The 14,058-nt window shown below is 67.5% G+C and carries 15 protein-coding genes; 9 read left to right on the top strand and 6 right to left on the bottom strand.

Features of this window, described 5'->3' with window-relative positions:
* Positions 1-80 precede the first annotated feature (80 nt).
* From hemE to AC3IR9_RS15625, 4 genes are all read right to left on the bottom strand, one after another.
* The gene (gene hemE / locus AC3IR9_RS15640) at positions 81-1,154 is read right to left on the bottom strand and encodes a uroporphyrinogen decarboxylase (RefSeq protein ID WP_489291828.1); all 1,074 of its coding nucleotides are present in this window, start codon (positions 1,152-1,154) and stop codon (positions 81-83) included.
* A 62-nt stretch (positions 1,155-1,216) separates the two neighbouring features.
* Entirely contained in the window at positions 1,217-1,468 is a 252-nt protein-coding gene (locus tag AC3IR9_RS15635) for a WGR domain-containing protein (protein ID WP_489291826.1), read from the bottom strand.
* 72 nt (positions 1,469-1,540) lie between these two features.
* Positions 1,541-2,650: a 3-dehydroquinate synthase gene (aroB, locus tag AC3IR9_RS15630; RefSeq protein WP_489291825.1), complete on the bottom strand. Its 1,110-nt coding sequence runs from the start codon at positions 2,648-2,650 to the stop codon at positions 1,541-1,543.
* Positions 2,647-3,189, bottom strand: coding sequence for a shikimate kinase (locus tag AC3IR9_RS15625; RefSeq protein WP_489291824.1), 543 nt, complete (start codon positions 3,187-3,189; stop codon positions 2,647-2,649). Before AC3IR9_RS15625 ends, aroB begins: the two co-directional genes overlap by 4 nt.
* Before the next feature lie 95 nt (positions 3,190-3,284).
* Between AC3IR9_RS15625 and AC3IR9_RS15620 the strand changes: the two genes are divergently transcribed.
* On the top strand, positions 3,285-3,488 hold the full coding sequence (locus tag AC3IR9_RS15620) for a dodecin family protein (RefSeq protein WP_489291822.1): 204 nt from the start codon (positions 3,285-3,287) through the stop codon (positions 3,486-3,488).
* A gap of 5 nt (positions 3,489-3,493) precedes the next feature.
* Here the strand turns inward: AC3IR9_RS15620 and AC3IR9_RS15615 are convergent, their stop codons facing one another.
* The gene (locus AC3IR9_RS15615; RefSeq protein WP_489291820.1) at positions 3,494-4,336 is read right to left on the bottom strand and encodes a kinase; all 843 of its coding nucleotides are present in this window, start codon (positions 4,334-4,336) and stop codon (positions 3,494-3,496) included.
* A gap of 41 nt (positions 4,337-4,377) precedes the next feature.
* Here AC3IR9_RS15615 and pdxH point away from each other — a divergent pair, with 41 nt between their 5' ends.
* Together pdxH and AC3IR9_RS15605 are read left to right on the top strand one after the other, a co-directional pair.
* The gene (gene pdxH / locus AC3IR9_RS15610) at positions 4,378-4,977 is read left to right on the top strand and encodes a pyridoxamine 5'-phosphate oxidase (protein ID WP_489291818.1); all 600 of its coding nucleotides are present in this window, start codon (positions 4,378-4,380) and stop codon (positions 4,975-4,977) included.
* 105 nt (positions 4,978-5,082) lie between these two features.
* Positions 5,083-5,559 (top strand): DoxX family protein, encoded by a 477-nt coding sequence (locus AC3IR9_RS15605; RefSeq protein ID WP_489291816.1) that lies wholly within the window; start codon positions 5,083-5,085, stop codon positions 5,557-5,559.
* A 4-nt stretch (positions 5,560-5,563) separates the two neighbouring features.
* Here the strand turns inward: AC3IR9_RS15605 and prpR are convergent, their stop codons facing one another.
* Positions 5,564-7,189, bottom strand: coding sequence for a propionate catabolism operon regulatory protein PrpR (gene prpR / locus AC3IR9_RS15600; RefSeq protein ID WP_489295860.1), 1,626 nt, complete (start codon positions 7,187-7,189; stop codon positions 5,564-5,566).
* A 163-nt stretch (positions 7,190-7,352) separates the two neighbouring features.
* Here prpR and prpB point away from each other — a divergent pair, with 163 nt between their 5' ends.
* The 6 genes from prpB (at position 7,353) to prpF (ending at position 14,054) form a co-directional block, all read left to right on the top strand.
* Complete coding sequence (gene prpB, locus AC3IR9_RS15595; protein ID WP_489291815.1) at positions 7,353-8,243, top strand: methylisocitrate lyase; 891 nt, start codon at positions 7,353-7,355, stop codon at positions 8,241-8,243.
* A 28-nt stretch (positions 8,244-8,271) separates the two neighbouring features.
* Positions 8,272-9,429, top strand: a complete 1,158-nt coding sequence (gene prpC, locus AC3IR9_RS15590; protein WP_489291813.1) for a bifunctional 2-methylcitrate synthase/citrate synthase — start codon at positions 8,272-8,274, stop codon at positions 9,427-9,429.
* A 141-nt stretch (positions 9,430-9,570) separates the two neighbouring features.
* Positions 9,571-12,186 (top strand): Fe/S-dependent 2-methylisocitrate dehydratase AcnD, encoded by a 2,616-nt coding sequence (acnD, locus tag AC3IR9_RS15585; RefSeq protein WP_489295858.1) that lies wholly within the window; start codon positions 9,571-9,573, stop codon positions 12,184-12,186.
* 103 nt (positions 12,187-12,289) lie between these two features.
* On the top strand, positions 12,290-12,538 hold the full coding sequence (locus tag AC3IR9_RS15580) for a type II toxin-antitoxin system ParD family antitoxin (RefSeq protein WP_489291812.1): 249 nt from the start codon (positions 12,290-12,292) through the stop codon (positions 12,536-12,538).
* Positions 12,535-12,873 (top strand): type II toxin-antitoxin system RelE/ParE family toxin, encoded by a 339-nt coding sequence (locus AC3IR9_RS15575; RefSeq protein WP_489291810.1) that lies wholly within the window; start codon positions 12,535-12,537, stop codon positions 12,871-12,873. Before AC3IR9_RS15580 ends, AC3IR9_RS15575 begins: the two co-directional genes overlap by 4 nt.
* Positions 12,870-14,054, top strand: coding sequence for a 2-methylaconitate cis-trans isomerase PrpF (prpF, locus tag AC3IR9_RS15570; protein ID WP_489291809.1), 1,185 nt, complete (start codon positions 12,870-12,872; stop codon positions 14,052-14,054). Before AC3IR9_RS15575 ends, prpF begins: the two co-directional genes overlap by 4 nt.
* The last annotated feature ends 4 nt before the right edge of the window (positions 14,055-14,058 follow it).

Raw genomic sequence — 14,058 nt, 5'->3', positions numbered from 1 at the left:
GCGGCATGCCCCAACGAAGCCGCGGCCTCTTGAATGAACCGAATGACGGCCGCTTATCGGCGGCGCTTCGAGCAGATCGCTCAGCGCCTGCTCAACCGATGCACCGCTTCCACCAGTACGCCCACATGCTCGGGATTCATGTCCGGCGACATGCCATGGCCCAGGTTGAACACATGCCCCTCGCGCGAACCGCCATTGCCTTGGGCGTAGCTGTCCAGCACGCGGCCGGCCGCGCGTTCGATCGCCTCGGGATTGCCATACAAGGTGGCCGGGTCGAGGTTGCCCTGCAGGGCAACGCGACCACCGGTGCGGGTGACGGCATCGGCGAGGTCCAGGGTCCAGTCGACGCCGAGGGCGTCGGCACCGGTGTCGGCCAGGTCGGCCAGGTGCAGGCCGGTGCCTTTGCCGAACAGGATCAGCGGGGTGCGCTGGTCGCCCTGGCCGCGTTCGAGTTCCCGGGCGATGCGGGTCAGGTAGCGCAGGGAGAATTCGCGGTACATGCCGGGGCTGAGCACGCCGCCCCAGGTGTCGAATATCTGCAGCACCTGGGCGCCGGCGGCGCGCTGGGCGGACAGGTAGGCGATGACCGCATCGGTGACCACCGAGAGCAGCTGGTGCAGGGCGGCCGGTTCGTTCAGGGCCATGGCCTTGATGCGGGCGAAGTCCTTGCTGCCGCCGCCTTCGACCATGTAGCAGGCCAACGTCCAGGGGCTGCCGGAGAAGCCGATCAGCGGGACCTTGCCATCCAGCTCGCGGCGGATCACCCGCACCGCGTCCATGACGTAGCGCAGTTCGGTTTCCATGTCCGGCACGGCCAGCTTGGCGATGGCGGCCACGTCGCGTACCGGGTGGCGGAACTTGGGGCCTTCGCCGTCGACGAAATACAGCTCCAGGCCCATCGCGTCGGGGATGGTGAGGATGTCCGAGAACAGGATGGCCGCATCCAGGTCGAAACGGCGCAGTGGCTGCAGGGTGACTTCGCAGGCGATGTCCGGATTCTTGGCCATGGCCAGGAAGCTGCCGGCCTTGGCGCGGGTGGCGCGGTACTCGGGCAGGTAGCGGCCGGCCTGGCGCATCAGCCAGACGGGGGTGCAGTCCACCGGTTCACGGCGCAGGGCGCGCAGCAGGCGGTCATGGCGGGAGGGGCTGGTCACGGGACGCTTCCTTGGAATCGGGTGGCGCAGGGCCGAAGGGATGAAAACACGGTGGCCTGCGCTCAGCGCGGCGTTTCGCCGCGGGTAGGGATGATCTGGTAGCCGCGCTGAAGCTGGCTGTCGCGCGCCTTGTCGAACGCGCGGCGGGCTTCATCGGCCTGCAGGAACAGCTCGCGCCGCAACTGCGCGCGTCCCCCGATCGAACCGGATTCGCGCAACAGCTCCCAGCCGCCGAACAGGTCCGGTTGCAGGGTCAGCTGGAGATAGCGGGCCGGCTCGGTGCCGCTGGGCGGTTGCTGCAGGAAGACGCGCATGGCTGCGATTGTAGCCGCGAACACCGGCGCGGACGGTGTCGGCCCGCGCCGCCTGCGGCGAACGGTCGCAGCTCAGTCGGGCTGCAGCACGCGCAGTACATCGGCTTCATCGACGTCGGCCACCACCTCGGCGCGGCCGATGCCGCGCCACAGCACCAGGCGCAGGCGCCCGGCCACGTTCTTCTTGTCCAGCCGCATGCGCGCCAGCAGGGCCTCGGCGCCCAGGCCGGCGGGAATGGCGACGGGCAGCTCGTAGCGCACCAGCAGCTCCCGCAGCTGCACGGTGTCGGCGGTGCTGCTCATGCCCAGCTGGGCGGACAGGCGCGCGGCCAGCACCATGCCGACCGCGACCGCTTCGCCATGGTTGAGGTTGTCGTTGCCCGGGGCGCCATAGCCTTGCTCGGTTTCAATGGCGTGGCCGAAGGTATGGCCGAGGTTGAGCAGGGCGCGTTCGCCTTTTTCAAGCGGGTCGCGCGCGACGATCTCGGCCTTGTGTTCGCAGCTGCGGGCGATGGCCTGGGCCAGGGCGGCATCATCACCGGCCAGCAGGGCGCGGTGTTCGGCCTGCAGCCATTGGAAGAACAGCGGATCGCCAATCGCACCGTACTTGATCACCTCGGCCAGCCCGGCGCGCAGTTCGCGCGGCGGCAGGGTGCGCAGGGCGGCGGTATCGGCGATCACCGCGCGCGGCGGATGGAACGCGCCGACCAGGTTCTTGCCCTCCGGGATGTCCACCGCCGTCTTGCCGCCCACCGAAGAATCGACCATCGCCAGCAGCGAGGTCGGCAGTTGCACGCAGTCCACGCCGCGCATCCAGCAGGCGGCGGCGAACCCGGCCAGGTCGCCGACCACGCCGCCACCGAGGGCCAGCACGCAGGCGTCGCGGGTGGCGCCCAGGGCGGCCAGCGCGGTGATCGCCGCGCCGAAGTTGGCCAGGGTCTTGGAGGCTTCGCCGGCCGGCAGTACCAGTTCGCCAACCTGCAGGTCGGGGCGCGCGGCAAGCAGGGCTTCCTTCACCCCGGCCAGGTACAGCGGGGCGACCGACGAATCACTGAGCAGCAGCACGTGGCGGCCGCGCACATGCTCGGCCAGGCGTTCGCCCTGGCCCAGCAGGCCCGGGCCGATGTGGATGGTGTAGGGGGTGTCGCCGGCAACGGCAACGGTGCGGGGGGGAGGGGTCATGCGGGGGAGTCCTGTCGCTGCCAGTGCGCGGCCAGGCGCAGCACCAGCTGTGCGGTGGCGTCGGCGGGGGTAAAGAGGTCGGTATCCAGGGTGAGGTCGGCCAACTGCTGGTACAGCGGGTCGCGCAGGACCGCCATCGCGTGCAGTACCTGCTCGCGGTCCGGGCGCTGCAGCAGTGGGCGGGTGCGGTCGCGCGCCAGCCGTTCCAGCTGCCCGGCCACGCTGACCCGCAGGTACACCACGAAACCGCGCCGGGCGATGGTCGCCCGGTTGTCGGCATCCAGCACCGCGCCACCGCCGGTGGAGACCAGTTGGTTGCGACCGGCCAACAGCGCCTGCAGCACGTCGTGCTCGTACTGGCGGAAGCCGGCTTCCCCGGAATGCTCGAAGATGGCCGCAATGGTGGCCCCGGCCGCCTCCTCGATGGCGTGATCGGCATCGACGAAGTCCAGCGTGAAGCGTTCGGCGAGGCGGCGCCCGATGCAGGTTTTGCCGGCGCCCATCGGGCCAATCAGGATGAGGTTCGGAGCGGGATTCATTACCGTTGATGCTAACACCTCCGTGTCGCCGCCTTTACGCGCCGGCCCCCACGATAGGCTGGCGCGGAATGTCCCGCGCGCCGTCGGAGCGACCCATGTCAGTGGCCAAAATCATCGAGATCAACGCATCTTCCAAGACCAGCGTGGAGGACGCGGTGCGCAGTGGCCTCAAGAAGGTGTCCGAAACGGTCAAGGGCATCCAGGGCGCCTGGATCAATGAAACCAAAGTGGTCACCGACGGCGAGGGCAACATCACCGAGTGGCGGGTCAACCTGCGCATCACCTTCCTGGTGAGCTGAGGCGGCTACGCGCCGGGCGTTGTGCCACCGGCCATGACCTGGCGCTGCTCGTCCAGCGCGATCACCCTGTCGGCCAATGCCGGCAGGGTGCGCAGTGCCTGCCGGCTGACCCGCTCGTAGTACTGCACGAACCGCTCCAGCTGGGCGCGGCTCATGCTGCTGCGCTGGGGGTGGGCGGCCTGCAGGTTCTGTTCCTGCTGCCAGCGCCAGCGCGGCACCACGGTGAAATCCGGTGGCTGCAGGAACCACAGCCGGTCGCAACGCTGCCACAGCGCGGGGTAGTGTTCGGCCAGCTGCTGGTTGCACCAGTGCCGCCAGCGACCGTCAGGGTCGGCGTCGCGCTCCAGTGCGTTCAACGGGGTGGCCAGCGCGGCGGCGTCCTGCGCCGGGGTGCCGAGGAACCAACCCTCGAACACCAGCAGGTCGAGCGCGTCCTCCACGCGCGGCCAATCGGCGGTGGGCAGGCGTTCGTCGGCGAGCTTGTCAAAGCGCGGCAAGACCACCGGCTGGCGTGCGGCGATGGCATCCAAGGTGGCGTGCGCCAACGGCAGGTCGTGGGTGCCGGGCGGGCCGCGGGTGAGCAGCAGCGGGTGTACCTGGCGTGCCAGGCGTTGGCGCTGGGCCCGGGTCAGGTAGAAATCGTCGATGGACAACGCTGCCGCGCGCAGCCCGCGTTGCGTGGCCAACGCCACCACCTGCGCGGCCAGCGTCGATTTGCCGCTGCCCTGCAGGCCGCTGATCGCCAATACTGGGACCTTGCCTGCCGTCGCCAGTGCATCCTCCAGCGCCTCCGCTACCAGTGCGTCGGGAAAACCTCTGTTGCGGGGCATGTACGGGGTGGCAAGCATGCAGCGACAATAAACCCAAATCGAATGGCACGAAACCCACCATGAGCGATCTGTATACCGAGGCGTTGAACACCTTCGCCCAGCTGTTTGAAGAAGCCAAGGGCAGCGCGGAAGTCGAACCCAACGCGATGACCGTGGCCACCGCCGACAGCCGCGGCCAGCCGTCGGCGCGCACCGTGCTGCTGAAGGCCTTCGATGCCCGCGGCTTCGTGTTCTACACCCATCTGGACAGCCACAAGGGCCGCGAACTGCACGCCAATCCGCGCGCGGCATTGTTGTTCCTGTGGCGCAGCCTGCGCGACGCCGGCATCCAGGTGCGTATCGAGGGCCGGGTGGAGCAGGTGGCCGATGCCGAGGCCGATGCGTACTTCGCCTCGCGGCCGCGCATGAGCCAGATCGGCGCGTGGGCCTCGCTGCAATCGCAGACGCTGGCCTCGCGCGAGGAATTCGATACGCGCGTGGCCGCCATCGAAGCGCGCTTCGCCGACCGTGACGTACCGCGTCCGGAGGGCTGGAGCGGCCTGCGCGTGGTGCCCGAGCGGATCGAATTCTGGTACGGCGCGCAGTTCCGGTTGCATGAGCGCTGGTGCTATGAGGTGGACGCCGACGGGCAATGGAGCAAGCGGTTGTTGTTCCCCTGACCGCCGGCGGATCTGACGCATCTACCCTGGTTCCGGCCGGTTTCATCCTGCGGCAGGGAAGGGTGCGGCAGACTCGGGCGGAGTACCCATTGTGGAGATTCAATGATGTCATGGCGTTCCCTGTTTGCCGTGCCACGGGCGCGGCGTGGCGCGGAGGCAGCGGTGCTGCTGCTTGCGCGCGTGGTGGCCGGGGTGATGTTCAGCGTGTCCGGCTGGAACAAGGTGTTCACCGACGCCGGCCGCGAACGCATGGTGCACACGCTGGTGGACGCCGGTATTCCCTGGCCGCACCTCAGCGCGCCGGTGCTGGGCGGGATTGAATGGATCGCCGGTGCGTTGCTGGTAATCGGCCTGTTGAGCCGACCGGCAGCGCTGTTGTTGGCGGCGATCTGCCTGGTCGCCGCGCTCACCGATGGCCTCGCTCGGATTCCCGATGGGCTGGGCATGCTGGATTGGCTGAGCTGGTTCTTCTACCTGTCCGAGGTGCCCATGGGGGTGCTGTTGCTGTGGATCGCGGTGGTGGGCAGCGGCGTTGCCGCCCTCGAAGCGCGCTGGGCGGCGACCACGCACGGGCGACGCTGAGCATTCAGCCCGGCATACCGGCAGCATCGGCGCGAAGCCAGCGCCACAGGGTGGTGCGTGATACGCCGAGCACGTCGGCGGCACGCTCGCGGTTGCCCGCGCAGTCCTCAAGCACCTGCCGCACCGCCTCGGCAGACAGGCGCGAACGCTGCGCCTGCGCGCCCCCGGTGCGTTCGCCGGTGGCCGCCGGCGCACTGCCTGGGGGCGATCGATGCAGCTCCGGCAGCCATTCCAGCATCTGCGCAAGCGACAACGTCCCTTGCCCGTGCTGCCAGTGGATGCGCAGCCGGTCGACCATGTTGCGCAGTTCACGCACGTTGCCGGGCCAAGCGTAGTCGCACAGGCGCTGCAGGGCCTCGGCTGACAGCGGCGAGTCGATGGCGGCAAGCTGCTGGAAAAAGTGCGCCACCAGCAGCGGCACGTCCTCGCTGCGCTGCTGCAGGGTGGGCAGCGCGATCGGCAGGGCGGCGAGCCGGTAATACAGGTCGCCGCGGAAGCGCCGGGCCTCCACCAGTGATTCCAGCGTCTGCAAGGTGGCGGCCACCACGCGTACATCGACCGGCGTCGGTTCGGTCGCGCCCACGCGCAGCACTTCGCGTTCCTCCAGGACGCGCAGCAGGCGCGTCTGCAGCGGCAGCGGCAGTTCGCCGATTTCATCCAGGAACAGGGTGCCAGCGTCGGCCGCTTCGACCAGGCCCACGCGGCCGCCGCGCCGTGCGCCGGTGAAGGCACCTTCGGTGTAGCCGAACAGTTCGGCTTCCAGCAGCGATTCACTGATGGCGCCGCAGTTGAGTGCGACCAGGCGCCCGCGCCGGCCGCTGCCGGCATGCAGTTGCCGCGCCGCCAGTTCCTTGCCGGTGCCGGTGGCGCCGGTGACCAGTACGGTGCTGTCGTGTGGGGCATACAGCGCGATGCGCTCGCGTACCCGCTGCATCGGCGGGCTGTCGCCAAGCAGCGCATGGGCGGGATCGCGGCGCTTGGCCGCCGGGCGCCGGCGCAGCGAGGGCGCGCCGGAGCGGGCCAGGGTCTGGGTCAGTTCCAGCGCGTGCTCGAAGGCCTGGCGCACCGAATCGGCCGAGTACAGCAGCACCCCGGGCAGGCCGACCTGCTCGGCATGGTCGATCGCCATGCCGGTGCCGACGATCACCTCGATGCCATTGGCGCGCATGTCGGCGATACAGTCACGCGCGTCCTCACGGGTGACGAAGCGGCGATGTTCGATGTCCAGCCCGAAGCTGTGCTGGAAGCTGCCGAAGCTGGGCACGTCGGTGGCGTGGGTGACCAGCCCGATCCGCGGTGCGATGCGACGGGCGCGGGCCAGCGCTTCCATCAGGTCGAAGCCGTTGGCCTGGATCGGTACCAGCGGCACCTCCAGCCGGCTGCGCAGGTACGCCGCGTTGGAGCCGCCGGCAATGACCACGTCGCAATGCTCGCGGCGCAGCCGCTGGCCGATCACGTCCACCGCTTCCTCGAAGCCCAGGTTGATCGGCACGATGCGCGCGCGGCGGTCGAATTCGGGAATCACATCGCCCAGCAGGCCGGTCAGGCGTGACACGCTCACCGTCCAGATCACCGGCAGGCTGCCGGGGTCCGGATCGAGCGGGCGGGAGCGGTGGCGGGGCAGGCTGATCGACATGGGCGTGTTTCAATGTTTCAGTTCCAGTCATGTTACAGCTGTTTCAATGTTTCAGGATGAAACGTGCGTGCCGCCGCGCTGTCTCAATCAAATCAGACACTTGCCAGTTGGCACGACCCTTGCGCCCTTATTCGGGTCACTCACGATGGAATGCCGCATGAGCACCTCTGTTTCTTCCGCGGGCGCCCGTTTTCGCGCCGCCCTGGCCGCCGAATCGCCGTTGCAGGTGATCGGTGCGATCAACGCCAACCACGCGCTGCTGGCCCAGCGCGCCGGCTACCGCGCCATCTACCTGTCCGGCGGCGGCGTCGCCGCAGGCTCGCTGGGCCTGCCGGACCTGGGCATCAACACCCTGGAAGATGTGCTGATCGACGTGCGTCGCATCACCGATGTGTGCGACCTGCCGCTGATGGTGGACATCGATACCGGCTTCGGCCCCAGCGCGTTCAACATCGCGCGCACCGTGAAGTCGCTGATCAAGGCCGGTGCGGCCGCCTGCCATATCGAAGACCAGGTGGGCGCCAAGCGCTGCGGCCATCGGCCGGGCAAGGAAATCGTCACCCAGGGCGAGATGGTCGACCGCGTGAAGGCCGCCGCCGATGCCAAGACCGATCCGGAGTTCTTCCTGATCGCGCGCACCGATGCCATCCAGGTGGACGGCGTGGACGCGGCGATCGAGCGCGCCATCGCCTGCGTCGAGGCCGGTGCCGACGGCATCTTCGCCGAGGCCGCCTACGACCTGGCCACTTACCGTCGCTTCGTCGACGCGGTGAAGGTGCCGGTGCTGGCCAACATCACCGAATTCGGCAAGACCCCGCTGTTCACGCGTGACGAACTGGCCTCGGCCGGCGTCGCCATCCAGCTGTTCCCGCTGTCTGCGTTCCGCGCCGCCAACAAGGCCGCCGAGAACGTGTATGAGACCATCCGTCGCGAAGGCCACCAGCGTAATGTGGTGGATGCGATGCAGACGCGCGAGGAACTGTACGACCGTATCGGCTACCACGCCTTCGAGCAGCAGCTCGACGCGCTGTTTGCCGCCAAGAAGTAACGTTGCACCACTGTTTTCTGGAGGGATCATGAGCGAAGCAACCACTGCCCCCGGCTTCAAGCCGAAAAAATCCGTCGCCCTGTCCGGCACCGCTGCAGGCAACACCGCGCTGTGCACGGTGGGCCGTAGCGGCAACGACCTGCACTACCGTGGCTACGACATCCTGGACCTGGCCAATACCAGCGAGTTCGAGGAAATCGCCCACCTGCTGGTACACGGCAAGCTGCCTACCCGCGCCGAACTGGTGGCCTACAAGACCAAGTTGAAGTCGCTGCGCGGCATTCCGGCCGCGGTCAAGGCGGCGCTGGAAGAACTGCCGCCGTCTGCACACCCGATGGACGTGATGCGTACTGGCGTGTCGGTGCTGGGCTGCGTGTCGCCGGAGAAGGACGACCACAACCATCCGGGCGCGCGCGACATCGCCGACAAGCTGATGGCCTGCCTGGGCTCGATGCTGCTGTACTGGTACCACTGGAGCCATAACGGCCGCGCGATTGACGTGGAAACCGACGATGACTCCATCGGTGGCCATTTCCTGCACCTGCTGCACGATGAAAAGCCGCAGGATTCGTGGGTGAAGGCGATGCACACCTCGCTGATCCTGTATGCCGAGCACGAGTTCAACGCGTCCACCTTTGCCTGCCGGGTCATTGCCGGCACCGGCAGCGACATGCACAGCTGCATCACCGGTGGCATCGGCGCGCTGCGCGGTCCCAAGCACGGTGGCGCCAACGAGGTGGCCTTTGAAGTGCAGAAGCGCTACGAAAGCCCCGACGATGCCGAGGCCGACATCAAGGCGCGCGTGGAGCGCAAGGAAGTGGTGATCGGCTTCGGCCACCCGGTGTATACCGTCAGCGATCCGCGCAACGACGTGATCAAGGAAGTGGCGCGCGAGCTGTCGGCAGAGCAGCAGAACGTGAAGATGTTCGACATCGCCGAGCGCCTGGAAACGGTGATGTGGGACATCAAGAAGATGTTCCCGAACCTGGACTGGTTCAGTGCGGTCAGCTACCACATGATGGGCGTGCCGACGGCGATGTTCACCCCGCTGTTCGTCATCGCACGGACCTCCGGGTGGAGCGCGCACATCATCGAACAGCGCATCGACGGCAAGATCATCCGCCCGAGCGCCAACTACACCGGGCCGGAAGACCAGGCCTTCGTGCCGATCGACCAGCGCAAGTGATGCAGACGTACCGCACCCGGTAACGGGTGCGTTGCGGAGCGGGCCGGTCATGCCGGCCCTGTTCCGTTGCGGCGTCGCAGCTCCCTTTCGCCGGTGTCACGACGCCCCGGCCCGCCAACCAAGCAGTCAACGCCAGCCATGATGAACAGCCAACACCGCAAGCCCCTTCCCGGCACCTCGCTGGACTATTTCGATACCCGCGCGGCCGTTGATGCGATCGCGCCGGGGGCCTATGCCACGCTGCCGTATACCTCGCGCGTGCTGGCCGAAAACCTGGTGCGCCGCTGCGACCCGGCCACGCTGGAGGCGTCGCTGCGCCAGCTGATCGAGCGCCGCCAGGAGCTGGATTTCCCGTGGTTTCCCGCGCGCGTGGTGTGCCACGACATTCTCGGCCAGACCGCGCTGGTGGACCTGGCCGGGTTGCGCGATGCGATCGCCGATGCCGGTGGCGACCCGGCCCAGATCAACCCGGTGGTGCCGACCCAGCTGATCGTCGATCACTCGCTGGCGGTGGAATTCCCCGGTTTCGACAAGGCCGCGTTCGAGAAGAACCGTGCTGTTGAAGACCGTCGCAATGAAGATCGCTTCCACTTCATCAACTGGACCAAGAAGGCGTTCAAGAACGTCGATGTGATTCCGCCGGGCAACGGGATCATGCACCAGATCAACCTGGAGAAAATGTCCCCGGTGATCCAGGTGCGCGATGGCGTTGCCTTCCCCGATACCTGCGTGGGCACCGACAGCCACACCCCGCACGTGGATGCGCTGGGCGTGATCGCCATTGGCGTGGGCGGCCTGGAAGCGGAGAGCGTGATGCTTGGCCGCGCTTCGTGGATGCGCCTGCCCGACACCATCGGCGTGGAACTCACCGGGCGCCCGCAGCCGGGCATCACCTGCACCGACATCGTGCTGGCGCTGACCGAGTACCTGCGCAGCCAGCGCGTGGTGGGGGCGTGGATCGAGTTCTACGGCGAAGGCGCCAGCGCGCTGACCATCGGCGACCGCGCCACCATTTCCAACATGACCCCGGAGTTCGGCGCCACCGCGGCGATGTTCTCCATCGATAACCAGACCCTGGACTACCTGCGCCTGACCGGCCGCGAAGAGGCCCAGGTACAGCTGGTGGAAACCTATGCCAAGGCCGCTGGCCTGTGGTCGGACGACCTGGCCGGCGTGCAGTACCCGCGCGTGCTGCAGTTCGACCTGTCCAGCGTGGTGCGCAACATGGCCGGCCCGTCCAATCCGCACAAGCGCGTGGCCACCAGCGAACTGGCCGCACGTGGCATTGCCGACGAAGCCAAGCTTGAGAGTGGTCGGGCGGAACAGGCGCAGGGGCTGATGCCGGACGGCGCGGTGATCATCGCCGCCATCACCAGCTGCACCAACACCAGCAACCCGCGCAACGTGATCGCCGCCGCGCTGCTGGCGCGCAACGCCAACCGCGCCGGGCTGGCGCGCAAGCCGTGGGTGAAGAGCTCGCTGGCACCCGGTTCCAAGGCGGTGCAGCTGTACCTGGAAGAGGCCAACCTGCTCGGCGACCTGGAGCAGATGGGCTTTGGCATCGTCGGCTTCGCCTGCACCACCTGCAACGGCATGAGCGGCGCGCTGGACCCGAAAATCCAGCAGGAAGTGATCGACCGCGACCTGTATGCCACCGCGGTGCTGTCGGGCAACCGCAACTTCGATGGCCGCATCCACCCGTATGCCAAGCAGGCGTTCCTGGCCTCGCCGCCGCTGGTGGTGGCCTACGCCATCGCCGGCACGGTGCGCTTTGACATCGAGAAGGATGCGCTCGGCCACACCGCCGATGGCAACCCGATCACGCTCAAGGACCTGTGGCCCAGTGATGCCGAGATCGATGCGGTGGTCAAGGCCAGCGTCAAGCCGGAGCAGTTCCGCCAGGTCTACGAGCCGATGTTCACCTTCAAGGTCGAACACGGCGCGCCGATCAGCCCGCTGTATGCGTGGCGCGAACAGAGCACCTACATCCGCCGTCCGCCGTATTGGGAAGGCGCATTGGCCGGTGCACGCTCGCTCAGTGGCATGCGTCCGCTGGCGGTGCTGGGCGACAACATCACCACCGACCATCTGTCCCCGTCCAACGCGATCCTGGCCAGCAGCGCGGCCGGCGAGTACCTGGCGAAAATGGGACTGCCCGAGGAGGACTTCAACTCCTACGCCACCCACCGCGGCGACCACCTGACCGCGCAGCGCGCCACCTTCGCCAACCCGAAACTGATCAATGAAATGGTCGTGGTCGATGGCCAGGTCAAGCAGGGTTCGCTGGCGCGGGTGGAGCCTGAGGGCACCGTCACCCGGATGTGGGAAGCCATTGAAACCTACATGGCGCGCAAGCAGCCGCTGATCATCATCGCCGGCGCCGATTACGGCCAAGGCAGCTCGCGCGACTGGGCCGCCAAGGGCGTGCGCCTGGCCGGCGTGGAGGCGATCGCTGCTGAGGGCTTCGAGCGTATCCACCGCACCAACCTGATCGGCATGGGCGTGCTGCCGCTGGAGTTCAAGCCCGGCGTCACCCGCACCACGCTGGGCATCGACGGCACCGAAACCTTCGATGTCCTCGGCGAGCGCGTGCCGCGCGCCGAGCTCACCCTGGTCATCCACCGCCGCAGCGGTGAACAGCTGCGGGTGCCGATGACCTGCCGTCTGGATACCGCCGAGGAAGTGTCGATCTACGAGGCCGGCGGGGTGCTGCAGCGTTTTGCGCAGGACTTCCTGGAATCCGTGCAGGCGGTGTGAAAGGCTGTGGATGACCTCCACCAGAAGGATGAATGGGGTGCGTTTGCGGCGTGTAGACCGCAGGCGCACACTTCAGTGGCAAAAATTGCCAAAGGAGTCGCCCATGGCCACCATGAACATCTCGCTCAGTGATCCACTCAAGCAATTCGTCGACGAGGAAGTCAGTGAGGGCGGCTATTCCAGTACCTCCGACTACGTGCGTGACCTGATCCGTCAGCGGCAGCGGTCCAAGGCGGCTGAGCTGCTGGGGCAGCTGCTGGCTGAAGGACTTGCATCGGGGCCGGCGGTGCCGCTCGCGGCGGATCATTTTGATCGCATGCGTGAAAGAGCGCGCCAACGCGGCGTCAAATGAAACCGTCGCGCTGGAATCCGCTGGCAGTCGTCGATGCTGATCAAGCAGCAGACTGGTACGCCGAGCGAGGCGGGGTCGCGTTGGAGTTGGCGTTCATCGACGCACTGCAGGCGACGCTGGAACTCATCGAGAACCATCCAGGCGCGGGCTCAAGCCGCCACGCCGACCTGCTGCCGGCATTGGGTTGCGCGCCGCGATTCCATCCTGTCCGCCACTTCGATGATTACCTTGTTTACTACACCGAGTTCGCGAACCACGTCCAGGTGATCCGCATCTGGCACGCAAAACGTGGACTGGACGCGCTTTTTCAACCTTTGTCGGATTCCACGCCATGACCGCTCTCCCCCAGCTCCGCATTCCCGCCACCTACCTGCGTGGTGGCACCAGCAAGGGCGTGTTCTTCCGCCATGCCGACCTGCCCGCCGCCGCGCAGCAGCCGGGCCCGGCACGCGATGCCTTGCTGATGCGGGTGATCGGCTCACCCGACCCGTATGCCAAGCACACCGATGGCATGGGCGGGGCCACCTCCAGCACCAGCAAGTGCGTGATCATCTCCGCGCCGTCGGTGCCTGACCACGACGTGGATTACCTGTACGGCCAGGTCGCCATCGACACCGCGTTCGTGGACTGGAGCGGCAACTGCGGCAACCTCAGTACCGCGGTCGGTCCGTTTGCGATCAGCAACGGCTTCATCGACCCCGCGCGCATTCCGCATAACGGCACCTGCACGGTGCGGATCTGGCAGGCCAACATCGGCAAGACCATCCTGGCGCACGTGCCGATCGTGGACGGCCAGGTCCAGGAAACCGGTGACTTCGAGCTGGACGGGGTGACCTTCCCCGCCGCCGAGATCCAGCTGGAATTCCTCGATCCGTCCGATGACGGCGAGGGCGGGGCGATGTTCCCCACCGGCAATCTGGTCGACACCCTGGACGTACCCGGCGTTGGCAGCTTCCAGGTGACGATGATCACCGCCGGCATCCCCACCATCTTCCTCAATGCTGCCGACCTGGGCTACACCGGCACCGAACTGCAGCCGGCGATCAACGAGGACAAGGCCGCGCTGGCCCGCTTCGAGGCGATCCGCGCGCACGGCGCGGTGCGCATGGGCCTGATCGACAGCATCGAGCAGGCCGCCACCCGCCAGCACACCCCCAAGGTCGCCTTCGTGGCCCCGGCGCAGGATTACGTGTCCTCCAGCGGCAAGCAGATCGCCGCCCGGCAGATCGACCTGCATGCGCGCGCATTGTCGATGGGCAAGCTGCACCACGCGATGATGGGCACCGCCGCGGTGGCCATCGGTACCGCCGCGGCGATCCCGGGCACGCTGGTCAACCTCGCCGCCGGTGGCGGTGAGCGCGAGGCGGTCACCTTCGGCCATCCGTCCGGCACGCTGCGGGTCGGCGCCCAAGCGCGCTTCGTTGACGGTCAGTGGACAGTCACCAAGGCCATCATGAGCCGCAGCGCGCGCGTGCTGATGGAAGGCGCGGTACGGGTGCCTGCCGACACTTTGTAACCCT

This window comes from Stenotrophomonas sp. GL_101 (assembly GCF_057835675.1).
This window is presented reverse-complemented; position numbering and strand designations above follow the sequence as displayed.